Source organism: Pseudomonas matsuisoli, from assembly GCF_014647635.1.
GTDB classification, from domain to species: domain Bacteria; phylum Pseudomonadota; class Gammaproteobacteria; order Pseudomonadales; family Pseudomonadaceae; genus Pseudomonas_P; species Pseudomonas_P matsuisoli.
The window spans coordinates 496026-522967 of record NZ_BMPO01000004.1 but is presented as its reverse complement, the minus strand read 5'-3'; the positions used below and the strand labels follow the sequence as shown (position 1 = coordinate 522967).

Here is a 26942-nt window from a genome sequence, read left to right as displayed (position 1 = left end):
AAGCAGATCGTATGTGCCGCGATGCGCAAGCTGCTAAACATCGCCTATGGCGTACTCAAATCCGGCGTCCCCTTCGATGCAAAACTGGCACTTGCTCGGTAGAGGGGGAAGACGGTATCTACGGGAACACCGCTTAGAAATTCGCGGGCGTGGTCGCGCTGATCAAGCGCGCGGGTTGGTCGAAGGGGTTGCGAAAGCGGTGCGGTTGATTGCTTTCGAAGTAATATCCATCGCCCGCTTCAAGCACGTAAACCTCATCACCCACCGTCAGCTCGAGACGTCCTTCGGTGACCATTCCGGCCTCCTGCCCCTCGTGATTGAGCATTTCCCGACCGGTATCGGCGCCTGCGGGATAGGTCTCGTCCAGAAAGGCGAACGCCCTACTCGGATGGGCTTTGCCAACGAGCTTCATGGTGACGGTCCCGCTGGAAATATCGATCAGCTCGCTCGCCCGGTAGATGACTTGCGGCTGCGCGTCGGGCTCGACATCCAACGAGAAGAACTCGACCAGCGACATCGGAATGCCCGCCAGCACCTTCTTGAGGGAGCTGACCGAAGGGCTGACGCTGTTCTTCTCTATCATGGAAATCGTGCTGTTAGTGACCCCTGCGCGCTTGGCGAGCTCGCGTTGGGAAAGCCCTTTCAGCTTGCGAATGGCCTGTAGCCGAACACCGACGTCCAATACCGGAATCCCCTCGGGATATAGGGTTAATGAGCGCCGTATGATGTCACAGTGTTCAAGATTTTCAACACGGGGATCGCTACAGCCCGTCGCGGTATTCGCGCTGCACCCGGCGCACGTTGCAGAAGATTTGGTAAGGAATCGTGCCGGCTGTCATTGCGATGTCGCTCGCAAGCACGTTGCGCCCCCAGAACTCGACCGTGCTGCCAAGCCCGGCGTGCGGATGATCGGTCAGGTCGACCGTCAACATGTCCATGGACACCCGCCCGATGATGCGTCCCGGACGTCCATCGATGCAGACTGGCGTTCCGGTCGGCGCATGCCGTGGGTAGCCGTCGGCGTAGCCCATGGCAACGACGCCGACACGCGTCGGTCGCTCGCAAACGAAACGCGCGCCGTACCCGACCGGTTCGTTTGGCGGCAGTTCACGCACGGCGATGACCTTCGATTCCAGCGTCATCACCGGCACCAGGCGGGAGACTTGCTCCTGCGGCATTTCGAAAGGCGATGCACCGTACAACATGATGCCCGGGCGTACCCAATCGCTACGCACCTGTGGCCACGCCAGCAAAGCCGGTGAATTGCATAGGCTCGTTTCGCCTGACAAGCCTTCGCGGGCGGCTTCGAACGTCGCCAATTGCTCGGCGGTTCGCGGGCAATCGGGCTCGTCGGCTCTAGAAAAATGCGTCATGAACACGATGTCGCGCACCTTTCCCGTCGCCTGTAGACGCCGCCATATCGCCGCGTATTCGTATGGATGGAAACCAACACGATGCATGCCCGAATCGACCTTCAACCATACCGTCACCGGTTGGCGCAGATTGGCCCGCTCGATCGCGTCCACCTGCCACGCAGAGTGCACCACGATCCAGAGGTCATGCGCGTCCACCAAAGCCAGCTCACTCGGCTCGAAGATACCTTCGAGCAACAGGATAGGCTTAGTGACACCTGCCGCGCGTAGCTCGAGCGCTTCTTCGATTGCCGCAACAGCGAACCCTTGCGCGTCGCCTTCAAGCGCCTCGGCACACCGTACCGCGCCGTGCCCGTAGGCATCTGCCTTGATCACGGCAAGCGCCTTCGCGCTGCTCAACTCGAGAGCCAGGCGATAGTTATGACGAAGAGCAGACAGGTCGATCAGAGCGCGGGCGGGACGCATGAGGAAATTCTCGAACTACGAATGAAAGGTGGCTAGCGGATAAGGGGAAACGTACAACGACTATGGGAGCGGGCCTTGGCTGCGAAACGCTCGCGTGGCCCGCTCCCCCATGGGGCTAACGCAATCAGGGCAAAGCGGCAATCACGGTCATCTCGACCAGCAGATCAGGCGAGTACATTTTCGCCTCGACACAGGCGCGTGCTGGCGACTGGCCTGCCGGCACCCAAGCGTCCCAAACCTTGTTCATACCGTCGCGATCATCGATGTTCTTGAGAAAGATGGTGACCGACAGGATGCGCGACTTGTCAGTGCCGGCTTCGGCCAGAAACGTATCGATGCTGTCGAGCGTAGCCCGGGTCTGGGCTTCGATGCCTTCGCTTAAGTTTTCATCCAACTGACCCGCCAGGTAGACGGTGCCGTTGTGAATGACGACTTCACTCAGGCGTGGATCAGTTCGCAGGCGCTGTATGGACATGCGTATTGAGCTCCTTAGTTGTGCCATAACGGGAAATATCCAGACCTTCGGCGCTGATCTGCGGACGCTTCTGGGCCATGACATCCGCCAGGAAGCGACCAGAGCCGCAAGCCATGGTCCAACCAAGGGTACCGTGTCCCGTGTTCAGAAACAGGTTTCGAAACGGCGTCGCCCCCACAATCGGCGTGCCATCTGGCGTTGCAGGGCGCAGACCGGTCCAGAACGTCGCCTGACTCACGTCGCCGCCCTGGCCGTACAGGTCGTTGGTGATCATCTCAAGCGTTTCGCGCCGTTCCGGGTTGAGCGACAGGTCGAAACCGGCAAGTTCCGCCATGCCACCGACGCGAATACGCCCGTCGAAGCGAGTAATCGCCACCTTGTAGGTCTCGTCGAGAATGGTCGAGCGCGGCGCCAGGTCCGGGTTCACGATCGGCACCGTCAGCGAATACCCCTTGAGCGGATAGACCGGCGCCTTGATGCCCAGCGGCTTGAGCAGCTGCGGGCTGTAGCTGCCAAGAGCAAGAACATAGCGGTCCGCCGTCTCTCGCTTGCCATCGATCCAGACACCTTCGATGCGGTCGCCCACAACGTCCAGTCGCTCGATGGTCTGCCCAAAGCGGAATTCCACACCCAGCGCCTTTGCCAGGTCGGCCAACCGTGTGGTGAACATCTGGCAGTCACCGGTTTGATCATTCGGCAACCGTAATGCACCCGCCAACTTATGCTTCACCTGCGCCAGAGCCGGTTCGACGCGGGCAATCCCTTCGCGATCGAGCAGCTCATACGGCACACCCGACTGCTCCAACACCGCTGTGTCCTTGGCCGCCGCATCGACCTGCGCCTGCGTCCGGAACAACTGCGTCGTGCCTAATTGCCGGCCCTCATATTGGATGCCGGTTTCGGCGCGCAGCTCGTCCAAGCAGTCGCGACTGTACTCCGACAGTCGGACCATGCGCGCCTTGTTGATCGCATAACGCTCGGCCGTGCAATTGCGCAGCATCTGCGCCATCCACAGGTATTGATCGGCATCCGCGGTAGGACGTATCGCCAGGGGCGCATGCTTTTTCTGCAACATCCATTTGATGGCTTTCAACGGAACACCGGGCGCTGCCCACGGGGACGCATAACCCGGCGACACCTGCCCGGCATTGGCAAAACTGGTTTCCAGCGCGACACCGGGTTGGCGATCGACCACCACGACCTCGAAACCCGCACGGGCCAGGTAATAGGCGCTTACGGTACCAATCACGCCACTGCCAAGGACCATCACACGCATTTAGCGACTCCCACGACAGGTTTTGTCGGAAACGGAGATTAAGTAGCAAAGTAGTGGCTAGTGTAAAAAAGCATTGGCAGTGCTTTTAACCATATGCATGAATATATTCGAGTGAATTTCTCGTCACCACCGCCTTTAACGGAGTGCCTATGCGTACCCAGCACCAGAGCAAGCGCGAGCTGGACAAGATCGATCGCAATATCCTGCGCATCCTGCAGGACGATGGCCGTATCTCTTTCACCGAATTAGGCGAACGCGTAGGTCTCTCCACGACCCCCTGCACCGAACGGGTGAGGCGCCTGGAACGCGAAGGCATCATCATGGGCTACCACGCGCGGCTCAACCCGCAACAGCTCAAAGCGAGCCTACTGGTGTTCGTCGAGATCAGCCTGGACTACAAGTCCGGCGATACCTTCGACGAGTTCCGCCGCGCCGTTCTCAAGCTGCCCCACGTCCTCGAATGCCACCTCGTCTCCGGCGATTTCGACTACCTCGTCAAAGCTCGTATCAACGAAATGACCAGCTACCGCAAACTGCTCGGCGACATCCTCCTCAAGCTGCCGCACGTACGCGAATCGAAGAGCTACATCGTGATGGAAGAGGTGAAGGAGTCGTTGACACTGCCGATCCAGGAGTGAAGATCCCTCTCTGGTCAATGTGATTAGCGATGCTTATCCTCGCACCCGCCTTCAAACGATTCTTCCAGGAAGCCTCTCATGAACGCCCGCGTTCGACCTCTCGAATCCCACGCCCCGTCCTACTACGCCGCAACGGCGAACCGCACACTGGATTGCCCGCCACTGCAAGGCGAAATCAACGCCGACGTGTGCATCATCGGCGGTGGTTTTTCAGGGTTGAACAGCGCTATCGAACTGGCACAACGCGGCTTTTCCGTTGTATTGCTGGAGGCTCATCGAATCGGCTGGGGCGCTAGCGGGCGCAATGGCGGGCAGCTCATTCGGGGAATCGGCCATGACCTGGAGCAGTTCCGTCGGCAGATCGGTATCGAAGGCGTCCAGACGTTGAAGCGCATGGGGCTCGAAGCCGTGGAATTGGTCCGGCGGCGCGTCGAGGACAACGGCATCGACTGTGACCTGACCTGGGGCTATTGCGATCTGGCGAACAAGCCCGCGCATCTTCAGGGGTTTCGAGAAGATCTGGACAACTTGAAAGCACTCGGCTATCGCCACGAACTACGCGTACTGGAAGCCCATGAAGTGCACGAAGTCATCGGCAGCGATCGCTACGTCGGTGGCTTGATTGACATGGGGTCCGGCCACCTGCACCCGCTCAACCTCGCCCTGGGCGAAGCGGCGCTGGCGCAATCCCTTGGCGTACAGCTGTTCGAACAGACGCCAGCCACCCGGATCGAGTACGGCGCGCGCGTTACCGTACACAGCGAACGCGGCGCGGTGCGTGCAGATACATTGATCATCGCCTGCAACGCGTACTTGGGCGACCTGCAGCCCGAACTCGGCGGTAAGGTGCTGCCGGCCGGCAGCTACATCATCGCCACCGAACCGCTGGGTGAGGAACGCGCCCGTCAGTTGCTGCCGCGCAATATGGCGGTCTGTGACCAACGTGTGGCACTGGATTACTTCCGTCTCTCGGCCGACAACCGCCTGCTGTTTGGCGGTGCCTGCCACTATTCAGGGCGAGATCCAAAGGACATCGCGGCCTACATGCGGCCAAAAATGCTCGAGGTCTTTCCGCACCTGAGCGATGCTCGCATCGACTTTCAATGGGGCGGCATGATCGGTATCGGCGCCAACCGATTGCCGCAGATCGGGCGGCTGAGCGCGCACCCCAACGTCTACTATGCGCAGGCCTATTCCGGCCACGGCGTCAACGCGACGCACCTTGCTGGAAAGCTCCTGGCGGAAGCGATCGCAGGACAGGCGCAGGGGCGGTTCGATCTCTTTGCCGGCGTCGCGCATCCCACGTTTCCGGGCGGGCGCTACCTTCGCTCTCCGTTGCTGGCGCTGGGGATGCTGTGGTACCGGCTAAAGGAGCTGGTCTAAGCGGGTTTGAGATACCTTCGTCGTTACCAAGCAGGAACACCTGTCGCCTGCCCTCCATACGCGCTCAATAATCTTCTCTATCCGCCCGCCGTTGGCCACATCGGATGGCCACGTTCGGCATGCTGACCACCGGCGGCGCGCGGCAGTCGCCGAACCGCGGCGACTACGTCATCGCCTACGCCCTGCTCGACGAGGAATAACCGCGGTGGTAACGCAGCCCGTTGTCGCCTCCCAGGTGGCAGCGGGCTTTTTTTGCGTTGCGGGCAGCCTAGCGAAACAGTCGCCAGATAGGCACGAGCGCTTCTTTCAAAGCCTGCTCGCGGGTCAAGCCAATGTCCTTTAGCGTGGCATCGTCCATGTTCAACAACGCCCGGCGCGTACTTGCTCGTTGCCGCAGCCGCTGCCAGAAGCCTTGTTTCTTCCAGGGGTTCTCGGAAGCAGGCGAGGTAAGATCGGGCGCTTCGCGGTGGCTCCGGTCGGCGTCCAGCTGGGTGTCCTGGCGTATGCGTCGGTCGCGTCGTTCGTCATATTCCTCATCGAGGCCGCACTGCTGACGCGGGTTCATTCTCTGTGGCTCGCTCTGGCGCGATGCCGGTTTCAAACGTGGGCTCCTGCCGGGAATAACCTCAATCCGCTTGATCGTGCTCGGGGGGGTGGCGTTCATTTGTTTCACCTGTGCAGTTGCGCAGTTTTCTCAATTACGGCCAGCGGTCGGTGGGTGGCAGTGAACGTTGTCCCGGTTCCGTCGCGCGCCCTTGCGTCGCGGCATCTTGCAACACGCCCAAGCGGGTCTCATCATGCCGGACCATACAGATTTCTCTAGATCCTCTACTTTAGTAAATCGCCCATACAGAAACATCGACACGCGATGCGAATAGCTAACCCGAAGCCCGAGCGCATCGCTTCCCGCCGCTGGAGCTGCCGCGAATGACCCTGTACGAAAACCTTGCCGAAGCTATCGAGACACGCATTCGCCAGGGTCTCTACCGACCCGGCGACCGCCTGCCGTCCGTACGTTCGCTTGGTATCGAACATGGAGTCAGCCTCAGTACCGTGCAGCAGGCCTACCGAGTCCTGGAGGACAAACGGCTCGCTGTTCCACGCGCCAAATCGGGCTACTACGTGCCCGAGACGCGCCAGGTACCGGAACTGCCGCAAGCGACTCGCGGAACGCAGCGACCCGTCGATGTCTCGCAATGGGAGCAGGTGCTCGACCTGATGAGCGAAGAACCCAGCGAGCACCTGACCCAATTTGGCCGGGGTCGACCCGATATCGACAGCCCGACTCTCAAGCCGCTGACCCGTGCCCTCTCGCGCTTCGGCCGCCAACAAAGCCTCTCTGGCCTGACGTACGGCAGCATTCAGGGCAACCTGCAGTTGCGTGAACAGATTGCGCGTCTGATGTTGGATTCAGGCTGCCAGACGCCTGCCAGTGAATTGATCATCACCAATGGTTGCCACGAAGCGCTTTCCACCGCGATCCGTGCACTGTGCGTTCCAGGTGACGTCGTCGCTGTGGACTCGCCTGCGTTCCATGGCGTGATGCAGGCGCTCAAGGGCTTCGGGCTAAAGGCCCTTGAACTGCCCACTGACCCCATCGAGGGAATCAGCCTCGAAGCCCTGGAAATGGCCCTGGAGCAGTGGCCCATCAAGGTGTTGCAGCTCACACCGAGCTGCAACAACCCGCTGGGTTACAGCATGCCGGACCACAAAAAGCGGGCACTGTTGGCACTCGCCCAACGTTATGACCTCGCCATCATCGAGGACGATGTGTATGGCGACCTAGCTTATCGATACCCCCGCCCGCGCACGATCAAATCCTTCGATGAGGATGGTCGCGTGCTGTTATGCAGCTCATTTTCCAAGAGCATCGCGCCGGGGTTACGCACGGGCTGGATTGCGCCCGGCCGCTATTACGACCAAGTGCTGCACATGAAGTACATGGGCAGTGGCCCCACCGCGACCCTGCCGCAGCTGGCCATGAGCGCGTTCATCGAAGGCGGCCACTTCGATCCGCACTTGCGCCGCATGCGCCACCTGTACCAGCGCAGCCGGGATCAGATGATTGAGTGGGTTGGCCGTTACTTCCCGGAAAACGCCAAAGCCAGCCGCCCGGAGGGAAGCTTCATGCTGTGGGTCGAGCTTGAAGAGGGGTTCGACAGCCTACGGCTGAACAAGCTATTACGGCCCAAAGGCATACAGATCGCGCCGGGATCGATCTTCTCGGCCGCTGGCAAATACCGCAATTGCCTGCGCATGAGCTATGCGGCGCGGCCCACGCCGCAAATCGAGGCGGCGGTTCGCGAGGTCGGCGAGGTTGCCAAGACGCTACTGACCTCGCACGACTGAGCCGCTGGCCGGGTGTTAGCGGGCCTCCTCCGAGGGCAGCTTGACGACCACTTTGATTTCGAATTGAAACCCGTACAGCCACGTGACGCCGACGCAGGTGATATTTGGGTACGGCGCATCGCCCCAATATTCAGGCACCACCTCCCAGATCGTTTCGAAATTCGCCTCGGGATCGACGATGAATACCGTCACGTCCACGACATCGCCGAAGGACGCATCCGCCGCCTTCAGTACCGCGTTCAGATTCTCGAACGCCAAGCGTACCTGCGCCTGTAGACCCGGCTCGGGTGAGCCATCTTCGCGGCTACCGACCTGCCCGGAAACGAAGAGAAAACCGTTGGCGCGGACGGCGGGTGAATAGCGGTTGCGTTCATAGAGCGCCTGGCGGCCCGCCGGAAAGACAACATCGCGTTGATTCATGATCGATCTCCCGTTGCAAAGGGTCGACGCGAGATAGCGTCGACGACGGGTGCACTGTAGTGACGGCCACGGCGGGGATAAACTCGCAAACGCCGCTATCACTGTTTGTAATAGCCAAACAATCTGGGATGCAGAATGGACCGGTTCGATGCAATGCAAGCGTTCGCAAGGGTGGTGGAAACGGGCAGCTTTACCAAGGCGGCTGAGACGCTCCACTTGAGCAAGACCACCGTTACCCAGTTGATCCAGCAGCTCGAAGCGCGTCTGCGTGTTCGCTTACTCAACCGCACGACGCGCAAGGTGAATGTGACTGCCGACGGTGCCGCCTACTACGAGCGCGTCGTGCGCCTGCTGGGTGACATGGACGATGCAGAGACCAGCCTGTCCAACGCCTCCGCTGTACCGCGCGGGCGCCTCCGTATTGACGTCCCGAGCCCGTTTGCCCGCCTGATCCTGGTACCGGCCCTACCCGCCTTCCATGCCCGGTTTCCCGACATACAGCTCGACATGGGTGTCAGTGATCGCGTGGTGGACCTGATCGGCGAGAACGTCGACTGTGTCGTGCGCGGCGGAGAAATCAAGGAGCAGTCGCTGATCGCGCGTCATGTGGGCGATTTGAAACTCGGCGTTTACGCCGCGCCCCGTTATCTCGAACAGTTCGGCATGCCCTCACATCCACGGGATCTGGAGGACACGCAGCACCGCATCGTCGGCTTCCTCTGGGCCAGAAATGGCAAACCCGTCCCCTATGCCATGCGACTCGACGACCAGAGCGTCAATGTCCGGGGACGTTACATGCTTGCCGTCGACGACGGAAACGCCTATCTGGCGGCGGGGCTCGCCGGGATGGGCATTCTCTGGCTGCCGGATTACATGGCGAACGAACACCGCCAGTCCGGCGAACTGGTGCCACTCTTTACCCAATGGCGGCTCGACTCGATGCCCATGTACGTCGCCTTCCCACCGAATCGGCATGTCAGCGCGAAACTCAGAGTCTTCATCGACTGGATCGTCGAACTCATGGCTCAGCACGCGCCGCTCGAACTGCCTGCCCGGTAACAGAGCCAAATCTAAGGGCTCGCTTACATGCGGAACAACCGCCAAAACGGTCGATAGGCTTCCTCCAGCGCCTGCTGCCGAGTCAGGCCAACGTCACGCAGTGTTGCCGCGTCCATTTCACGCAACGCGTGCCGCGTACTCAGACGCAGCCAGAAGCGTGACCAAGCGGAGCGCGGCAGACGTGACGCGCCAGCGGTTTCGAAGCGCCGCGTTTCGCTCTGCGTCTGACGTTCGAATAGATGTAAGAAGGGTTGGTTGAAATCGCTCATAACGGCTCCGTGCGGTAGTAGTCGCTAGGAACCTATAGTGGGCAACCATACAGACCGATAAAATATTCACGTTCTGTCTTTATGATGCATACAGATCGGGCACTTTTCGAACTGAACGGTGATTTTATTTAGGATCTGTATGCCTGACTGAACCTTGCCGTACAGTTCAGCACAAAAGCAGCGGCACAGTTCGACTGCTTGCGCTTTCAGTGCCCGCGGCCGCGTTCCGCGAACATTATTCAGCACCTGACGTCCAAGCGCTGTTCATTCACAGGAGAAATGCGTTGCCAGTGCTCTTATTGCTGCTACTGGTGCTGCTCAATGGATGCAGCAGCGCGTTACCGGTCCAGCCTTCTTACACCTTGCCCGCCGATGGCACGGTGCTGAGTTCCCACATCGCGCGCCAGGCGGAGCTGCATGCCAAGGGGCTATCTGGCGTAAGACTGCTGCCCAACAGTACTGACGCGTTCACCGCTCGCGCCGAGCTCGCTCGCCAGGCGCAGAGCAGCCTCGATCTGCAGTACTACATCGTGCAGGACGGCTTGAGCACACGCACTTTGCTCAAGGAAGTGCTGGCCGCCGCTGATCGCGGGGTTCGGGTTCGCATCCTGCTGGACGACACCACAGCCGATGGCCAGGACACGCTCATCGCCACCCTGGCTGCACATCCAAACATCAGCGTGCGTCTGTTCAACCCGCTTCATCTGGGCCGCATGAATGGAGTGACTCGCTCACTCGGGCGCTTCTTGAACCTGTCCCAGCAGCACCGGCGGATGCACAACAAGCTGTGGATGGCGGACGGCAAAGTCGGCATCGTCGGTGGCCGCAACATCGGCGATGAATATTTCGATGCCGAGCCGCAGCTCAACTTCACCGATCTCGATCTGCTCACGGTCGGACCGGTCGCCAAGGATCTTGCTGGCAGTTTCGACGAATACTGGAACAGTGCCTTGAGCCTGCCGATCAAGACCTTCGTCTGGACGCTTCCTAGTCGGCGCGACTTGGCCCAGCGTCGCCGAGCGCTGGATCGATCACTGGTCGATGCACAGGCAGCGGATCCTGAGCTGTACCAACGCCTGACCCATTACCAGCGCACGCCACAGTTGCTTAACTGGTTGGATGACCTGATTTGGGTACCTGCTATCGCTATGTGGGATGCGCCAGCCAAGGTGCTGGCCAGTGATATGCCAGGGCCAGAGCTGCTGTTGGCCACCCGGCTCAGCCAAGAAATCGAAGCCGTACAGCACGAATTGATGCTCGTATCGGCCTATTTCGTGCCGACGCAACGCGGTGCGGACTATCTGGCCGAACGCGCGGAGAGCGGCGTATCCATTCAATTGCTGACGAATTCTCTGGAAGCCACCGACGTGCCCGCCGTACACGGAGGGTACGCGCCTTACCGCCACGAATTACTGGCAAGCGGCGTCAAGCTATACGAGCTTAGAAGACAGCCCGAGCAGAAGGTCGCGTTCAGCCTTACCGGGGACTCGGAGTCGTCACTGCATACCAAGGCCGCGATCATGGATCGGCAAAAGGTCTTCATCGGCTCGTTCAATTTCGACCCGCGCTCGATGCTCTGGAACACGGAGGTCGGCGTACTCGTGGACAGCAAGGTACTCGCCGAACGTGTACGACAGTTGACGCTGGAAGGGATGTCACCGGCCTTGAGCTACGACGTTCGCCTGGAGCGCGATGAAACCGGCGAGGAACGCCTGGTATGGTGGACCGAGCGAGACGGCAAGCGTTACCGCCTCTACCACGAGCCCGGTGGGGTATGGCGACGCTTCAATGCCTGGATCGCACGCACCGTAGGCTTGGAACGAATGCTGTGAGGTGTCGATCGACGAGAGAGATACCGTGAGCCAGCCCGATACCTCCATGACCATCGGTGTTATCGCCGATACCCACGGCCTGCTCCGGCCAGAAGCCGTCGACGCGCTGCGCGGAAGCGACCACATCCTCCACGCGGGCGATATTGGCGATCCGGAGATCCTTCGCGTGCTTGAGGCGATAGCGCCCGTTTCTGCGATTCGCGGCAACAATGACGACGCGCCCTGGGCCGCAGGACTGCCCGATGAGCTCCGACTGGAGCTGGCCGGTGTGAGCATTTACCTCCTGCATGACCGCAAGCAATTGGCTATCGACCCAGGGCAGGAAGGTATCGACGTCGTCATCGCCGGGCATTCGCACAAGCCCTTGCTGGAATATCGTGACGGTGTGCTTCACCTGAATCCAGGCGCCGCCGGCCGCCGGCGTTTCAAACTGCCGATCACCGTCGCGCTCATGCGCGTTCACCATCGCCAGGTTGAGGTGGAGCACATCGATCTGCTCGATTAAAAGGCATCTGTAGCGGCACATCCGCTTTGGCCGCGAATGCGGTATCAGCCGCGGCTTTTTGGTGCGCCGTACCGGCGCATTCGCGGCTAAAGCCGCCCCTACAAAAGCCGACGGCAAGACAGCCAGATGTCGCCTGCACGCGATCCCTGTAGGAGCGGCCGGGCGGCGATCCGCGGGGGCGGCCATCCGCCTTGGCCGCGAAAGCGATTTCAGCTTCGGCACGGCGGGTGCTGCGAGCGGCAAGCCTCGGGAACCCTTACAATCCCGCTCCCTCGAATTGTTCACACCTAAACGGAGAACCCGCCATGACCCAGGAAGAACTCAACGCGCTGCCGGGCGTCACCGGCTCGCCTGAAGCGTTCACTCAGGACTACGTGTTCAACCACACGATGCTGCGTGTGAAAGACATCGAGAAATCGCTGGATTTCTACACCCGCATCCTGGGCTTTACCCTGCTGGAAGTCAGCCGCCACCCGGACGCCGAGTTCGATCTGTACTTCCTTGCCTTGATCAAGGACAAAGCGCAGATCCCGACGGATGCCAAGGCCCGCCACCAATGGCGCAAGTCCATCCCCGGCATCGTCGAGCTGACCTACAACTACGGGACCGAGAAAGACCTGGAGTTCGCCTACCACAACGGCAACAGCGATCCCCGCGGCTTTGGCCATTTGTGCGTATCGGTACCGGACATCAAGGCAGCCTGCGAGCGTTTCGAAGCACTCGGCGTCGACTTCCAGAAGCGCCTGACCGATGGCCGCATGCGCAGCATTGCGTTCATCAAAGACCCTGATGCCTATTGGGTCGAAATCATCCAGTTCACGGAAGTGGAATGATCTGCCGGTGAAACGAGAAAGGGGCCCGCGGGCCCCTTTCTGTTTTCCGAATGACGCGCTCAGAAGTCGTAGCGAGTGGTGAGCATGACATTGCGTGGGTCGCCCCAGGAATACGTGTCATAGACATCCCACATCGTGTAGTACTTCTTGTCGAAGACGTTATTGAGGTTCACCGTCGCGGAGAGGTTTTCCGTCACCTGGTAACGCCCCATCAGGTCGGCCACCCAGTACGCGCTCTGTCCGAAATCGACTTCACCCACACCGGGTCGATCCACCGGCATCCAGCTCCGGCTCTGCCAACGCGCACCGCCACCAACCGTCACGGGACTCAAGCGACCGGGCAGCCGATAGCTGGTGTACAGGCTGAAAATGTCTTCCGGCTCGACCGTGGATATCTTGTCGCCTTCAAGACGCGCAACCTTGTGCGTATAGCCCGCCTGCAGTTGCCAGCCAGGCAGCAGCTCTCCAGAGATTTCCGCCTCGTAGCCTTTGGTTTTAACACCTTGCGCAGACCGGTAAGCGGTTTCCAGTTCGTTGCCTTGAACGAAGCCATCCGCAATCCCGTAGTTGTCCTGCTTGACTTCGAAGTACGCAAGGCTCGCGTTCAGGCGTCCATCGAAGAACTCGCCTTTTATACCCACTTCGTAGTTATCGCCTTCCAGCGGATCGAGCGTAGAGCCCTCCGCTGTACGCAGCGTCTGCGGCTTGAAGATGCTGGTGTAGCTGCCGTACAGCGAGAAATTCTCGTTGAGATCGACGATCAGGCCGGCGTAGGGAATGACGACACCTGTTTCCGTCGAGTCGTCACTGCGGTAGTTCGCGAGGCGTGAACCCAGTATCAGCTTGACGTTGTCGTGCAGATTGAGACGCGAGGCGAGATAAAGACCGTTTTCTCGGACTACGAAATTGTCTTTGATCGGCGCGTTCCAAACCGGCTCCGGAACATCGCCGTTCCAGGCGTAGAAATTATCGACGCCAGGGCTCGAGAAACCATAATTTTTCCGGTCGGTATCTCGCCGTGCATAGCTCCCGCCTACGACCAGCTCATGTTGACGTCCGAGCAACTGGAATGGCCCGCTAAGATAGCCATCAAGCGCATCACTTACCGTTTCCCCTACGTATTTACCCTGCCAGATCGACACACCAGAGCCGTCCGCAGGATCGGGATTCCCGGAACTTGCGGACCCAAGCACCGCGTCGTAGCCATTGATCTGGTGATTGAGCTGCAACTTGCCGACCCAGTCGCCGCCAAAATTCTGCTCGATCGTTGCAAAAACGGTCCGCGTGTACTGCTCCCAGTTACTCCACCGCGTCCCAGGGTTGAATGAACGGGAGGTGTCCGTGAAATTGCCTTCGCTATCGAATACAGGAATCGATGCCCAGCTGGAGCCCTTGGGTACGTTGTCCTGGTAGTCGGCGCCGACCGTCAGCAGCGTGTCATCGGCCAAGTCGAACTCCAACACGCCGTAATACACCCGGCTCTTGCGTTCGTAGTGGTCGCGATAGGAATCCTCGTCCTGGAAGGCGGCCACGGCGCGTCCTCGCACATTGCCCGTTGCGGTCAACGGGCCGCCGACATCCAGCTCGGTACGGTAGGTGTCCCAAGAGCCAGCGCCAAGGCTGAAATGCCCTTTGAAGTCCGCGGTCGGCTTCTTACGGATAAGGTTAATCGTCGCGCCCGGGTCACCACTTCCGGTGAGCAACCCCGTCGCCCCCTTGAGCACCTCTATGCGGTCATAGATGGCCATGTCGCTCAACGTATTGCCGGCGGAGTAACCGGCGTCGCGCGTCATCGGGATTCCGTCGTACTGAAAATTGTTAATGGCGAACCCACGGGAATAGTAGGTCGTGCGTTCCGAGTCGGCGGTGGCGATGCTCACGCCCGGCGTATGACGCATGACATCGTCAATACTGGTCAGGTTGAAATCATCCATCTGCTGCCGCGTGACGACGCTAATGGACTGCGGCGTCTCTCGTGGCGTCAGGACAAGACGTGTGGCCGTCGCGATACTGCCCGGGGTATAGGACTGGCTCTCCTCGGTGATGGTACCGAGCTGGTTACTGGTGATCGCCGTCTCGCCTAGCTCGAGCGTATTGCCGTTTACGCCTGCGGCGGTATCGGCGTCCTGTGCCTGACTGGTCAGGGAAAAGCCGCCTGCAACGAGCGCGACGGCGAGCGCCAGACGCGTAGGCACGCCTGGGGAAGCAATGGATTGACGCATGATTGTTATCCTCGGTGTGTGGCCTCGGAGAGGTGCGAGGATGATATACATTCTCAATAATGATAGGAATAAATCACACTTGAGATTTATTCTTCATCAGATATTCAAAGGAGGGCTCGACGTACGACGGCTTCTACTCGCCCTGCTCGCTTCGCGATCCCCAAAACCTGTTCATGATCTTCAGGCGATAGGCCGATTGTGATGGCTGCAAAGTGGCGAACGCAGCCGTATCCCAACCCTGTGGGAGCGGGCCATGCCCGCGATTCTTTTCGCGGGCATGGCCCGCTCCCACAATGATCGCCGTGTCGCTGACACTCCCTATATTGCCGCCCAGCCATTCGTGAAGATCGCGAACAGGCTCTTAGTAAGCCAATCCGGACGCGATTCAGGGCGTTGTACGTTCCCAAACTTCGAAACGATAAGCGGGCTTGTCGTTCTGCGCCTCGCTTTCGCCTTCAACGTCATGCTGCCAACCGGCCTCATCGAAAACCGGGAAGTGAGCATCACCTTCTGGCGCCAGGCCGACGCGTGTCAGGTACAGGCGATCTGCCAGCGGCAAAGCCTGCGCGTATAGCTGCGCGCCGCCGATCAACATGAGTTCAGCGACGCCCTGCGCACGCGCCCATTCATCTGCCCGGTCGAGCGCCGCGTCCAGGGAGGGGAAGACTTCGGCGCCGTCCAGCGCCAACGCAGGCTGCCGACTGACCACGATGTTCAGGCGCCCCGGCAGCGGACGGCCGAGGGAGTCCCACGTTTTGCGTCCCATGATGATGGGCTTGCCAAGGGTCTTGGCTTTGAAATGCTTGAGGTCCTCCGGCAAGTGCCAGGGAAGTGTGTTGTCGCGGCCGATGACGCGGTTCTGCGCAAGCGCCGCGATCAAGGCGAGGGGGAGTCGAGTGCTGTTCATGGCCAGAGGATATCGCAGCGCCGATATCACAGCTATGCACAGGTGCATCGGCCAATGGCGATCGACCGCGCCCTTTTGCTTGTCTGAGGATCTGGCAGTCCTGGCAACGAATGCCGACTTTGCAAGGGCTCGCGTTGCCTGCGATCCTCTGGCGACCCCGACTATCCGCCCATCGAGATATTGCGTGACCAGTACACCAACGCCCCTTTCTATACTCGACCGCCTCTGGCTGACCGAAGCCGTCCGGCTACGGGAAGAGCACACCGGCCCCTTGGACGACAGTGAAGCGAACCGTCATGCCAACGTTGCCGGCGGCCCATTGGCCGAGCGTATCGAGCGGCGAGCACTGTTTCTGGCCGAACGCGACGGGCAACGACGAGCACTCGGGCACTGGCGACAAGGCGCATGGCTTGCACTGCTCGCGCTCATGCTCGTCGCGATCCTGGCGGGTTCAGGTATTGCCTGGTCGTCCCTCGGCGATGGCACGCGCCCCGTCAATGTGTTCGTCACCCTGGGCAGCCTCTTGGGCCTGCACCTGGTGACGCTGATCGGCTGGCTGCTGGGGTCGGTGGTGATCGGTGATAGTGGTGGTGCGCTGGGACGCATCTGGTTATGGCTGAGCGGGAAAGCCGCACGCGATACACAGGCGGTGCAGCTGGCCCCTGCGCTCATGCACGTGCTTCAGCAACGCCGCCTCACGCGTTGGGGCTTGGGCACGTTGGTGCATACCTTCTGGGCGCTGCTGCTCCTGTCCGGGCTGGCGACGGTCCTGCTGCAATTCTCTGCGCGCCGTTACGGTTTCGTCTGGGAGACGACGTTGCTAGACAGCGGAACCTTCGTCAGCCTGACCCAGGCCCTGGGCTGGCTGCCGGCGATGGTTGGGTTTCCCGTGCCGGACATCGATAGCATTCGTGCGAGCGGTACCAACATGCTCGCCGATGAGGGGGTTCGCCAGGCATGGGCGGGTTGGCTCATCGGGGTCGTGCTGCTATACGGTGCCGCTCCTCGGTTGCTGCTCGCACTCTTTTGTTTCTGGCGATGGACGCGTGGCGTATCGCGGCTAAACCTGGATCTGGAACAGCCCGGCTACCGTTTGCTGCGCGAACGTTTACAGCCCTCCAGCGAACGGCTCGGGATAAGCGATGCCGATCCGGGGCTGGCGCCGCTGTCATCGACCTCAGCAACGGTGAGCACCGGTAACGGGGCGGTGCTGGTAGCCATCGAACTCGACAGCTCCCGGCCATGGCCGCCGAAACTGCCCGAGGCGATCGCCGATGCCGGCGTTTTGGATACACGCGAGGAACGACGGCGCCTACTCGATCAGCTCGTTCGCTTCCCCCCAGCGCGACTGGCCATCGCATGCGACCCTCAACGCTCCCCCGACCGGGGAACACTCGCGCTCATTGCCGAGCTGGCTCGAACGGCCGCCAGCAGCCGCGTATGGTTGCTCCCCGCGGCACCCGGTATCGCGATCGACAGCGACCGTCTGAACGATTGGCACCAGGGCCTCGAACGCCTGGCGATCCCGTACCGCGACAGCGCCCCCATGACCTGGCTGGAGACCGGCCATGACTAAGCAAAGACCGCTGACGCTTGCCGTGGTCGGCCATACCAACGTGGGCAAGACCTCACTGTTACGCACGCTGACCCGCGATGTTGGCTTCGGCGAAGTGTCGCACCGGGCCAGCACGACCCGGCATGTGGAAGGCGCGCGGCTGCTCGTCGACGGCGAAGCCTTGCTGGAGCTTTACGACACGCCCGGCCTGGAAGATGCCATCGCTTTACTGGATTACCTGGAGCGTCTGGAGCGCCCTGGCGAGCGCCTGGACGGCCCCGCCCGCATCGCGCGCTTCCAGGACACCAGCGAAGCGCGTCAACGCTTCGAGCAAGAAGCGAAGGTATTGCGCCAATTGATCGCGTCAGACGCCGGCCTCTATGTCATCGATGCGCGCGAACCGGTCCTGGCGAAGTACCGTGACGAGCTCGAAGTCTTGGCGGGCTGCGGCAAACCGTTACTGCCGATCCTGAATTTCGTCGCCCATGAAACCCGCGAAGCAGAATGGCGCGAGGCACTGGCGCGCCTTGGCTTGCATGCACTGGTACGCTTCGACAGCGTCGCGCCACCCCTGGATGGCGAGCGTCGCCTCTACGAAAGCCTGGCGCTGATGCTCGAAACCGCACGCCCCGCGCTCGAACGCCTGCTGGCTGATCACGAAGCACAAGCGGGCGCTCGGCTGGCGCAAGGTCGACAGCTGATTGCGGAGTTGCTGATCGACGCAGCCGCCTGCCGACGCCATGTAGCCAGCCAACCGGAGCAGGAGCGGGAAGCGATCGACGCCCTACGGGCGGCGGTCCGTCAGCGGGAGCAACGCTGCGTCGAAGCCTTGCTGCGCCTGTACGCGTTCCGCCCGGAAGATGCTGCGGCAAGTGACTTGCCGCTGTTGGATGGACGCTGGGGAGATGATCTGTTCAACCCGGAGACGCTGCGTCAGCTCGGTGTTCAGGTTGGCGGTGGTTTTGCAGCAGGGGCCGCCGCGGGCGCAGGGATCGACCTGATGGTCGGCGGCCTGACGTTAGGCGCCGCCACCGTACTGGGCGCCCTTGCCGGCGGCGGCGCGCAGACGGCCCGCCTCTACGGCAATCGCTTGCTTGGCAAGCTGCGCGGCGAACGTGAACTGACCGTCGATGACGCCGTACTGCGGCTGCTTGCCGTGCGCCAACAGCTGCTACTTCAGGCGCTTCTGGCCCGCGGACATGCCGCGGTCGAACGCGTGCAACTCACGGCTCAGCCCGACGAGCGCTGGCGTGACGGAAAGCTACCGGACGCGCTCCGCAATGCTCGGGCGCATCCAGAATGGTCGTCACTCAACCCCGGCGCACGCCTCGAACAAGGCGAACGTCAGCGCCATATCCGTGAGTTGGCCGCATCCCTGCAGAGCGGTCTCTCGAAAGAAACGCCGACTTGAAGGCGTGTTGCGTATCAAACAGGTCTTCGCGGAAAACGGTGGAAGCCCTCCGGGATTCCAACCTACGCATCGTACCGCCCCAATCGCAGCCATGCCCGCGACGAGCGCCGGGCTCTAACGGGGACGAACCACCTGACTTCGCAACCCACCTCACGCGCCTGATACCCTTGCAACGAACACATCCAGGACGGTTCACATGGCTACTTTCGACGCTCCCGCCCCTAACGCCATTGGCAGTGCCCTGCTCGTAATCGACGTCCAGAACGATTTCATACCAGGCGGCGCACTCGCGGTACCGGACGGCGACGCGGTGGTTCCCGTAATCAATGCACTAGCCGGCCGGTTCGAGCACGTCGTGCTGACCCAGGATTGGCACCCAGCGGGTCATGCGTCTTTTGCCAGCAGCCATCCGGGCAAGCGGCCATTCGAACGCACACCGCTTTTCTATGGGGAGCAAACCCTATGGCCCGATCACTGTATTCAGGGATCACCGGGCGCTGCATTCCATCCCGCCTTGCGAACCGATCACGCGCAGTTGATCGTCCGCAAAGGCTGTAACCCCGCCATCGATAGCTATTCCGCCTTTCTCGAGGCCGATAGAAGGACGTCGACCGGCCTGGCCGGCTACCTGCGCGAGCGCGGGATAGACACGGTTTACCTGTGTGGCCTGGCTACCGACTTCTGCGTCGCGTGGTCGGCCCTGGACGCGAAGGCAGCGGGCTTTCATACGTTCATCATCGAAGACGCGTGCCGCGCCATCGACCTTGAGGGATCGCTGGAAGCCGCGTTGCAGACGATGAAAGAGCAGGGTATTGGGATAGTTTCCGCAGCCGCGCTTGAACGCGCATAACACGGACATTTCCAAATTCATCACCATTCGTCGGCTGACGCAGACGGAATAGAATTTAGCGCCGCCCCTATCCCTCCAACCACAACAAGTGGAACAACATGGAAAGGATTTGAAATGCTAACGACTCCCTCGACTCCAGCAGGCAACCGCAGTGCGCCTTCGGTACTGGTAGTGGATGATGAGCCGGTCATTCGCGAATTTGTCTGCGAAATCCTTGAAGGGGAAGGAATGACGGCGGTCCCCATGGAATCCGCCGATACCGCCGCCGCGTACCTCAACGAGCACGTCGAAGACGTCGATATCCTGATCACGGACATTCGCATGCCGGGCTCGATGGACGGCGCTGGTCTGGCCAATCTTGTCGCGAACAAATGGCCGCAGATTCCCATCATCGTGATGTCCGGCTATGAAACCCCCGCGACTGCCAGCATCCGCTGCAAGGTCCGTTTTCTACCCAAGCCATGGTCAATTGGCCAATTGCTGGATTCGGTCAGCGGCGTCGCCTACTCTGCCGTTCCGAGCAATTGACCCGCCCTCGCCTCGCACCGCGAGGCGACTGACGCAGATACCTTCTCAGCCGGCCCCGATACCGCAGACATGTAAGGTGGATTAGCCACGCAGTGGCGTAATTCACCGATCACCGCGTTGCCATCTATGATCGGATGCATGAGTGACAACGCGTGCTAGATGCGCATCACCAGGTGGGCGCCTGAGCGGCCAGCACGTCACTGTTGAGGGGTCAGTCGGATCTTGATCGCCCATGAATGGGCGATCTGGGGAAGACAAGGGAGCACACAGCGCTCGGTCGCGCACGAGCTAACCGCAGCACACCGACTTCTACTGACACCTGACCTTTCTCAACAAACCCTGCGCACAAAAAAAGGGGAAGCCTAAGCTTCCCCTTTTCATCACTTGTCATATCTGCCGGCCATGCGTTGTTGTTATTACCGGCGCTCCCACCGAGGGAGCCAAAAGCAAACGGATTTGTTTGAACGCTGATCTGCCCTAACTTTCGTCCAACTGCCCGAGCTGCTTGATGCAGTCTTGTTCTTCATAGCGGTTGCGGGAAAATCCCGAGGCAATCATCCCCAAATAAATCAGTTAGCTGCGTCTCTGCTTGTTGTCGTTGTTATGCAGAAGCCGTTTCGTGTCGTTCTTATTATGGTCGTTGCTTATTGTTGTTCTTGTCCTTTAACTAAAGCACTCCCCGTGCCAGAAAATTAAAATTGTTGTATATCAGCCACTTATAAAACTCAGCACGGGAAGGTCAAGTAACCGCGCAGCCGTTTGTTACCGTGATACCCGCATAAGCGTTACGGTTGATTGGTCATTGGATGCGGAGATGTGCGATGGGTAACGCCGCGCGCTCTAGCACGACGTTCTGGCAAGAAAAGCGATAAGCGTATGGATGAATTACACACAGCCGGGTGCGAATGTCCCGGCGGGTGCGATCAAACGGCGACCGGCGCCTTGATATGGGGATGCGCTTCGTAGTTGCTGAGCTCGAAGTCCTCGAAGGTGAAGGCGAACAGATCCTTGACCTCGGGATTGAGCGTCATCGAAGGCAACGGTAACGGCGTTCGGGTGAGTTGTAGATCCGTCTGTTCAAGGTGATTGGCATAGAGATGGCAGTCACCGCCCGTCCAGATGAACTCCCCAGGCTGCAAATCACACACCTGCGCCACCATCAACGTCAGCAGTGCATAGCTCGCGATATTGAAGGGTACACCCAGGAAAATGTCCGCCGACCGCTGGTACAGCTGGCAACTGAGCTTACCGTCGGCCACGTAGAACTGGAAAAACGCGTGGCACGGAGGCAATGCCATCTGGTCCACCAGGGCCGGGTTCCAGGCGGACACGATCAGGCGCCGGGAGTCCGGATGGGTGCGGATCATGTTCACGAGCTTGGCGATCTGGTCGATGCTCTCGCCGTTCGGCGCAGGCCATGAGCGCCATTGGTAACCGTAGACGGGCCCAAGATCACCGTTTTCGTCAGCCCACTCGTCCCAGATCGAGACGCCATTTTCCTTCAGATAGCGGATATTGGTTTCGCCCTTCAGGAACCACAGCAGCTCGTGAATGATCGAGCGCAGGTGGCACTTCTTGGTGGTGACCAGAGGGAAACCGTCAGCGAGATCGAAGCGCATTTGATGCCCGAACACGCTATACGTGCCGGTGCCCGTGCGGTCGGTCTTGAAGGTGCCGTGTTCACGCACGAGGCGCATCAGGTCGAGGTACTGTTTCATCAAAAAGCTCGGCTAAGGTCTGCGGGCATGTTAGGGCGGCACCGCAAGTCGCTCAACTCGCGGTGCCAGCCGGTCAGGAAGGATTCGCCGTGTGCAAATACACGCCGCGCTTGTAGGCGTAAACCATCATCGCCACGCCTAGCAGAATCATCGGCACGCAAAGGACCTGCCCCATGGTCAGCCAGCCAAACGCAAGGTAGCCCAACTGGGCGTCAGGTACGCGGACGAATTCGACTGCGAAGCGGAATATGCCGTAGCACACCGCAAACAGGCCGGTTACCGCCATCGTCGGTCGTGGCTTACGTGAATAGAACCAGAGGATCAAAAACAGCGCGACGCCTTCCAGCGCGAACTGGTACAGCTGGGACGGATGGCGCGGCAGCTGCTGCGGATCACTGAACGGCGGGAAGATCATCGCCCAGGGCAGGTCGGTCGGCTTACCCCAAAGCTCGGCGTTGATGAAGTTACCGATGCGCCCAGCGCCCAGACCGATCGGCACCAGCGGCGCGATGAAATCCATCAGTTCGAAGAAGCTTTTGCCATTACGACGGGCGAACCACCAGGTGGTCAGAAGTACGCCGATCATCCCGCCATGGAAGGACATTCCACCCTTCCATATCTCGAAAATCAGTGCGGGATTACCGATGTAAGCGGGCAAATCATAGAACAGCACGTAGCCCAGTCGCCCGCCGGCGATGACGCCGAGCGCGACCCAGAAGACGAGATCGGAGAGCTTTTCCTTCGACCACTCCGGCGCGAACTGCGGCAGGCGTTTCGAGGCGAGCCACCAGGCGCCGCCGATGCCGATCAGGTACATCAGGCCGTACCAGTGGATCTTGAGCGGGCCGATGGCGAGGGCCACCGGGTCTATCTGTGGATAAGGCAGCATTTCGAAACCTCAAAGCAGAAAGTTGATTCCAATGCAGAACAAAAGCAGCGCGAACAGGCGCTTGAGCAGACGTGCAGAAAGCCGATGGGCAAGGCGGGCGCCGAAACGCGCGAAAAACATGCTGGTAAGGGCTATGCCCGCCAACGCCGGCAAGTAGACGAAGCCGGCACTGTACTCGGGGAGTTGCGCATTACCCCACCCTACGAACATGAAGGACAGGGCCCCCGATATGGCGATGGGCAAGCCACAAGCCGACGACGTCGCCACCGCTTGCTGCATTGATACGCTGCGCCAGGTGAGAAAGGGCACCGTCAGCGAACCTCCGCCGATCCCGAATATCGCCGAAGCCCAGCCGATGAAAACACCCGCGCCTGTAAGGCCACCCTTTCCAGGTTCACCGCGCTCCGCTTTGGGTTTGATATCGAGAAGCATCTGAATACAGACGCAGATGGCGAACACACCAATGATCTTTTGCAGTACCGCACCCTGAATCTTGGCGGCCGTAATCGCGCCTAACGCAGACCCGACGACGATGCCCACGGTCATCCAGAGCACCAGATGCCAGCGGACCGCACCCCGCCGATGATGCTCACGAATGGCATTGATCGACGTGAAGACGATGGTGGCAAGCGAGGTGCCCACTGCAAGCTGCGTCAGCACATCGGGGGAAACACCTTGTGCGGTGAACGCGTACACCAGCACCGGAACGATGATCAGGCCGCCACCCACGCCAAAAAGGCCGGCCAGTACACCGGCGCAAGCGCCAAGCACGAGGTAGATCAAAAACGTCATGAACGCGCTCGCCAAAAAGCCGGATTCTAGCGAAAACCGCCCGCGGCAGCACCTTCAACGGCCCGGAGGCGAGCTCGTTTACGACTGGCGTACGAGATATGCCATGATCGCGGGCATCTACCGCCATACGCCTCCTGTTATGTGCCTCATCGTCTTCGCCTGGCAACTCGACCCCGAATGGCCCCTTATCATGGCAGCCAATCGTGACGAATTTCATGCCCGTCCCGCGCTGCCATTTGCCGCCTGGCAGGATCTTCCAACGGTTCACGCCGGCCGCGACCTCGAAGCGGGCGGGAGCTGGATGGGTGTCGGGGCAAACCAGCGCTTCGCGGCACTGACCAACATACGCGACCCGTCACAAACGCCAGGACAGCGCTCCCGTGGTGAGCTGGTGGCGGCCTATCTGACCGGATCGAGCCGACCCGAGACTTATCTCAAAGACATCATGAACCGCCCGGAGGACTACACCGGTTTCAACCTGCTGGTGGGGGATGACCACGAACTCTGGCACCTGAACTCGGCCCGTCGATCGCTTCACCGGCTGGAGCCGGGCCTATATGGCGTTTCCAATGACGATCTAGACACGCCTTGGCCAAAGCTGGAACGCAGCAAGGCCGCCTTTCAAGAGGCCATTGACGGGCATGAGTGGAGCGCGTTGTTCGCACTGTTGCAGGATCGTTCTTGCCCAACGGACGAAGCACTGCCCATGACGGGTGTCCCGCTGGAGACCGAGCGCTTGCTGAGCAGCACCTTCATCGTCAGTCCGCGATACGGCACGCGCGCCAGCACCGTGCTGCTCATGGACCACCTGGGTCAACGCCACGTCGAAGAACGGGCCTTCGACCCGGAAGGCAACGTCACCCACGTGGTCGAGTGGGTCGGTTGAGGCCTGGCCTCCTGTAAAAACCCTAGGCCTGGATCGTCGCGGCCGGGTTGATGACGCGGCTCAAGCCGAGATTACGCAGCGCCAGGTTCAACGCGCTGTGAATCACCTGAGGATTATCGATCCGCATCAACTGCTCCAGCAGTTCCTTCGCTTTGGCCAGGCTGACCTGACGCAGCAGCCACTTCACTTTGGGCAAGTTGGTGGCGTTCATTGAAAGGCTATCGAAGCCCATCGCCATCAGCAGCACCGCCGCAGCAGGATCGCCCGCCATTTCGCCGCAGATGCTCACCGGCTTGCCTTCGGCGTGTGAGCCATCCACCACGATACGCAGGGCCTGAAGCACGGCGGGATGAAGGAAGTCGTAAAGGTCGGCGACACGAGGGTTGTTGCGGTCGACGGCCAAGAGATACTGGGTGAGGTCGTTCGAGCCAACGGAGACGAAATCGACCTGGGCGGCCAGATCGCGGATCTGATACACCGCGGCAGGAATTTCCACCATCATGCCCACCGGCGGCATGGGTATATCAACGCCCTCATCGCGCACTTCGCCCCAGGCACGATGGATCAGATGCAATGCCTCTTCCAGTTCATGCGTTCCCGAAATCATCGGCAGCAAGATACGGAGATTGTCATAGCCCTCGCTCGCCTTGAGCATCGCCCGCACCTGCACCAGGAAAATTTCCGGGTGATCGAGGGTTACACGGATGCCGCGCCAGCCAAGGAAAGGGTTTTCCTCCTTGATGGGGAAGTACGACAGTGCCTTGTCGCCGCCCACATCGAGCGTTCGCATCGTGACCGGCAGGGGATGGAAGGCAGCGAGCTGCTCACGGTAGATCGCCAGCTGCTCTTTTTCGCTCGGGAAGCGCTCCTTGGTCATGAAGGGGACTTCGGTGCGATACAGCCCCACCCCTTCGGCGCCCCGCTCTTGCGCGCGGGTGACATCTGCCAAAAGGCCAGTGTTGACCCACAGGGGCATCCGATGGCCATCGAGCGTGACACACGGCAACGCCCGCAGCGCATCGAGTCCACGGGTAAGTTGGCGCTCTTCTTCCACCACATCGGCGTACTGGCGGCGCAACAGCTCGCTGGGGTTGGTGAATACCTCGCCGTGGTAACCATCGATGATCAGGTCGATGCCATCGATCTTGGAATACGGCAGGTCCACCGCGCCCATGACCGTAGGGATGCCCATGGCCCGCGCGAGGATGGCGACGTGCGAGTTACCCGAACCCAATACCGATACCAGGCCGACCAACTTGCCTTCAGGCACCTCGCCGAGCATGGTCGGTGACAGCTCTTCACTGACCAGAATGGTGTTGTCGGGATACGTCAGGGTGGTCTGGTGGGCCTGCTGTAGATAGGCCAGCAGGCGACGACCGATATCGCGAATGTCCGACGCGCGTTCACGCAGATAGGCATCGTCCATCAATTCGAAACGCCGCACGTGATCGGTGACCACCTGCCGCAACGCGCCCTGCGCCCATTGGCCGCTTTTGATGATCGTGGTCACCTCGCCTGCCAGCGAGGCATCCTCCAGCATCATCAGATAAACGTCGAACAGCGCGCGCTCTTCGGGGCGTAGTTGATTTTCCAGCCGCGACGACAGCGAGCGCATGTCACCGCGCACGCCTTCGAGCGCCCGCTGAAAGAGTGCGAGCTCCGCTTCGATGTCCGCGACTGCGCGGTCCGGAACCACTTCGAGATCGGCGGGCGGCAGCACGACGACCGCCTTGCCGACCGCGGCACCTGGCGCACCCGGTACACCGACGAAACGGGCCTCGGCGATGCCCTTGCCCTGACGACCAAGCCCGCGGATGCTCCCCGTGGCTTCGGCGTGAGCAATGACGCCTGCAAGCTGCGCACTCATGGTGACGAGGAAGGCTTCCTCGCCTTCGTCGAATTGACGGCGCTCTTTCTGCTGGACGACCAGAACACCCATCACCCGACGGTGGTGGATGATCGGAGCTCCCAGGAACGATGCGTAACGTTCCTCGCCCGTCTCGGCGAAATACCGATAACGCGCATGGCTGGCGGCGTCTTCGAGGTTCAGCGGTTCTTCACGGCTACCGACAAGGCCGACGAGGCCTTCGTTGGGTGCCATGCTGACGCGGCCGATGGAGCGCTTGTTAAGGCCATCGGTAGCCATGAGCACGAAGCGATCGGTTTCGGGATCGAGCAGGTAGACGGAGCAGACCTGGCTGCCCATCGCCTCCTTCACGCGCTGCACAATGATGGTCAACGCCGTCTTGAGATCCTTGGCGGAGTTGACTTCCTGGACGATCTTGCGAAGCGTGCTCAGCATGCTCG

Annotated in this window: 25 protein-coding genes and 1 pseudogene; 13 read left to right on the top strand and 13 right to left on the bottom strand. The window is 60.5% G+C overall.

The features are described 5' to 3' along the window. Positions 1 to 102: pseudogene (locus tag IEY47_RS11650) on the top strand (IS110 family transposase); the annotation flags it as partial. Between the two features lie 31 nt (positions 103 to 133). Here the strand turns inward: IEY47_RS11650 and IEY47_RS11645 are convergent. From IEY47_RS11645 to dadA, 4 genes are all read right to left on the bottom strand, one after another. Beyond that, positions 134 to 682, bottom strand: coding sequence for a cupin domain-containing protein (locus IEY47_RS11645; RefSeq protein WP_188983393.1), 549 nt, complete (start codon positions 680 to 682; stop codon positions 134 to 136). Between the two features lie 79 nt (positions 683 to 761). After that, complete coding sequence (gene alr / locus IEY47_RS11640; RefSeq protein WP_188983392.1) at positions 762 to 1838, bottom strand: alanine racemase; 1077 nt, start codon at positions 1836 to 1838, stop codon at positions 762 to 764. A 124-nt stretch (positions 1839 to 1962) separates the two neighbouring features. Next, positions 1963 to 2313 (bottom strand): RidA family protein, encoded by a 351-nt coding sequence (locus tag IEY47_RS11635; RefSeq protein ID WP_188983391.1) that lies wholly within the window; start codon positions 2311 to 2313, stop codon positions 1963 to 1965. Beyond that, complete coding sequence (dadA, locus tag IEY47_RS11630; RefSeq protein ID WP_188983390.1) at positions 2288 to 3589, bottom strand: D-amino acid dehydrogenase; 1302 nt, start codon at positions 3587 to 3589, stop codon at positions 2288 to 2290. The genes IEY47_RS11635 and dadA overlap by 26 nt, the downstream gene beginning before the upstream one ends. Before the next feature lie 149 nt (positions 3590 to 3738). On the opposite strand from dadA, the gene IEY47_RS11625 reads away from it, so the two are divergent. Next, positions 3739 to 4227, top strand: a complete 489-nt coding sequence (locus IEY47_RS11625) for an Lrp/AsnC ligand binding domain-containing protein (RefSeq protein WP_188983389.1) — start codon at positions 3739 to 3741, stop codon at positions 4225 to 4227. A gap of 78 nt (positions 4228 to 4305) precedes the next feature. Beyond that, positions 4306 to 5610, top strand: a complete 1305-nt coding sequence (locus IEY47_RS11620; protein ID WP_188983388.1) for an NAD(P)/FAD-dependent oxidoreductase — start codon at positions 4306 to 4308, stop codon at positions 5608 to 5610. A gap of 268 nt (positions 5611 to 5878) precedes the next feature. On the opposite strand, the gene IEY47_RS11615 is transcribed toward IEY47_RS11620, so the two are convergent. Next, positions 5879 to 6274, bottom strand: coding sequence for a DUF1127 domain-containing protein (locus IEY47_RS11615; protein WP_229779384.1), 396 nt, complete (start codon positions 6272 to 6274; stop codon positions 5879 to 5881). Positions 6275 to 6537: 263 nt separating this feature from the next. On the opposite strand from IEY47_RS11615, the gene IEY47_RS11610 reads away from it, so the two are divergent. After that, complete coding sequence (locus IEY47_RS11610; RefSeq protein ID WP_188983387.1) at positions 6538 to 7959, top strand: aminotransferase-like domain-containing protein; 1422 nt, start codon at positions 6538 to 6540, stop codon at positions 7957 to 7959. A 15-nt stretch (positions 7960 to 7974) separates the two neighbouring features. Here IEY47_RS11610 and IEY47_RS11605 read toward each other — a convergent pair whose 3' ends face one another. Further along, positions 7975 to 8379: a RidA family protein gene (locus IEY47_RS11605; protein WP_188983386.1), complete on the bottom strand. Its 405-nt coding sequence runs from the start codon at positions 8377 to 8379 to the stop codon at positions 7975 to 7977. A 135-nt stretch (positions 8380 to 8514) separates the two neighbouring features. On the opposite strand from IEY47_RS11605, the gene IEY47_RS11600 reads away from it, so the two are divergent. Further along, positions 8515 to 9438, top strand: a complete 924-nt coding sequence (locus tag IEY47_RS11600; protein ID WP_188983385.1) for a LysR family transcriptional regulator — start codon at positions 8515 to 8517, stop codon at positions 9436 to 9438. A gap of 23 nt (positions 9439 to 9461) precedes the next feature. On the opposite strand, the gene IEY47_RS11595 is transcribed toward IEY47_RS11600, so the two are convergent. Further along, on the bottom strand, positions 9462 to 9707 hold the full coding sequence (locus IEY47_RS11595; RefSeq protein ID WP_188983384.1) for a DUF1127 domain-containing protein: 246 nt from the start codon (positions 9705 to 9707) through the stop codon (positions 9462 to 9464). A gap of 266 nt (positions 9708 to 9973) precedes the next feature. Between IEY47_RS11595 and IEY47_RS11590 the strand changes: the two genes are divergently transcribed. The 3 genes from IEY47_RS11590 to gloA all read left to right on the top strand — a co-directional run bounded on the left by IEY47_RS11590 (position 9974) and on the right by gloA (position 12877). Continuing rightward, complete coding sequence (locus IEY47_RS11590) at positions 9974 to 11539, top strand: phospholipase D family protein (protein ID WP_188983420.1); 1566 nt, start codon at positions 9974 to 9976, stop codon at positions 11537 to 11539. A gap of 46 nt (positions 11540 to 11585) precedes the next feature. Continuing rightward, positions 11586 to 12044 carry a metallophosphoesterase family protein gene (locus IEY47_RS11585; RefSeq protein WP_188983419.1) on the top strand — a complete coding sequence of 153 codons (459 nt, stop codon included), beginning with the start codon at positions 11586 to 11588 and terminating at the stop codon, positions 12042 to 12044. Positions 12045 to 12349: 305 nt separating this feature from the next. Further along, a complete protein-coding gene (gene gloA, locus IEY47_RS11580; protein WP_188983383.1) occupies positions 12350 to 12877 on the top strand; it encodes a lactoylglutathione lyase in 528 nt (175 codons plus the stop codon). A 59-nt stretch (positions 12878 to 12936) separates the two neighbouring features. Here gloA and IEY47_RS11575 read toward each other — a convergent pair whose 3' ends face one another. Both IEY47_RS11575 and IEY47_RS11570 read right to left on the bottom strand, forming a co-directional pair. Continuing rightward, entirely contained in the window at positions 12937 to 15099 is a 2163-nt protein-coding gene (locus IEY47_RS11575; RefSeq protein WP_188983382.1) for a TonB-dependent siderophore receptor, read from the bottom strand. 385 nt (positions 15100 to 15484) lie between these two features. After that, positions 15485 to 16006 (bottom strand): dihydrofolate reductase, encoded by a 522-nt coding sequence (locus tag IEY47_RS11570; protein ID WP_188983381.1) that lies wholly within the window; start codon positions 16004 to 16006, stop codon positions 15485 to 15487. A 184-nt stretch (positions 16007 to 16190) separates the two neighbouring features. On the opposite strand from IEY47_RS11570, the gene IEY47_RS11565 reads away from it, so the two are divergent. The 4 genes from IEY47_RS11565 (at position 16191) to IEY47_RS11550 (ending at position 20350) form a co-directional block, all read left to right on the top strand. Beyond that, a complete protein-coding gene (locus IEY47_RS11565) occupies positions 16191 to 17582 on the top strand; it encodes a DUF2868 domain-containing protein (protein ID WP_229779379.1) in 1392 nt (463 codons plus the stop codon). Then, a complete protein-coding gene (locus IEY47_RS11560) occupies positions 17575 to 18972 on the top strand; it encodes a DUF3482 domain-containing protein (RefSeq protein WP_188983379.1) in 1398 nt (465 codons plus the stop codon). Before IEY47_RS11565 ends, IEY47_RS11560 begins: the two co-directional genes overlap by 8 nt. A gap of 196 nt (positions 18973 to 19168) precedes the next feature. Further along, positions 19169 to 19822, top strand: coding sequence for a bifunctional nicotinamidase/pyrazinamidase (pncA, locus tag IEY47_RS11555; protein WP_188983378.1), 654 nt, complete (start codon positions 19169 to 19171; stop codon positions 19820 to 19822). A 114-nt stretch (positions 19823 to 19936) separates the two neighbouring features. Beyond that, positions 19937 to 20350, top strand: coding sequence for a response regulator (locus tag IEY47_RS11550; RefSeq protein WP_188983377.1), 414 nt, complete (start codon positions 19937 to 19939; stop codon positions 20348 to 20350). 923 nt (positions 20351 to 21273) lie between these two features. Here IEY47_RS11550 and IEY47_RS11545 read toward each other — a convergent pair. The 3 genes from IEY47_RS11545 to IEY47_RS11535 all read right to left on the bottom strand — a co-directional run bounded on the left by IEY47_RS11545 (position 21274) and on the right by IEY47_RS11535 (position 23749). Next, the gene (locus tag IEY47_RS11545) at positions 21274 to 22068 is read right to left on the bottom strand and encodes a thymidylate synthase (protein ID WP_188983376.1); all 795 of its coding nucleotides are present in this window, start codon (positions 22066 to 22068) and stop codon (positions 21274 to 21276) included. 73 nt (positions 22069 to 22141) lie between these two features. Then, positions 22142 to 22957 (bottom strand): prolipoprotein diacylglyceryl transferase, encoded by an 816-nt coding sequence (gene lgt, locus IEY47_RS11540; protein ID WP_188983375.1) that lies wholly within the window; start codon positions 22955 to 22957, stop codon positions 22142 to 22144. 9 nt (positions 22958 to 22966) lie between these two features. Next, on the bottom strand, positions 22967 to 23749 hold the full coding sequence (locus IEY47_RS11535) for a sulfite exporter TauE/SafE family protein (protein ID WP_188983374.1): 783 nt from the start codon (positions 23747 to 23749) through the stop codon (positions 22967 to 22969). Positions 23750 to 23888: 139 nt separating this feature from the next. On the opposite strand from IEY47_RS11535, the gene IEY47_RS11530 reads away from it, so the two are divergent. Further along, the gene (locus IEY47_RS11530; RefSeq protein WP_188983418.1) at positions 23889 to 24635 is read left to right on the top strand and encodes an NRDE family protein; all 747 of its coding nucleotides are present in this window, start codon (positions 23889 to 23891) and stop codon (positions 24633 to 24635) included. Between the two features lie 22 nt (positions 24636 to 24657). Here the strand turns inward: IEY47_RS11530 and ptsP are convergent, their stop codons facing one another. Then, complete coding sequence (gene ptsP, locus IEY47_RS11525; RefSeq protein WP_188983373.1) at positions 24658 to 26937, bottom strand: phosphoenolpyruvate--protein phosphotransferase; 2280 nt, start codon at positions 26935 to 26937, stop codon at positions 24658 to 24660. Between the last annotated feature and the right edge of the window lie 5 nt (positions 26938 to 26942).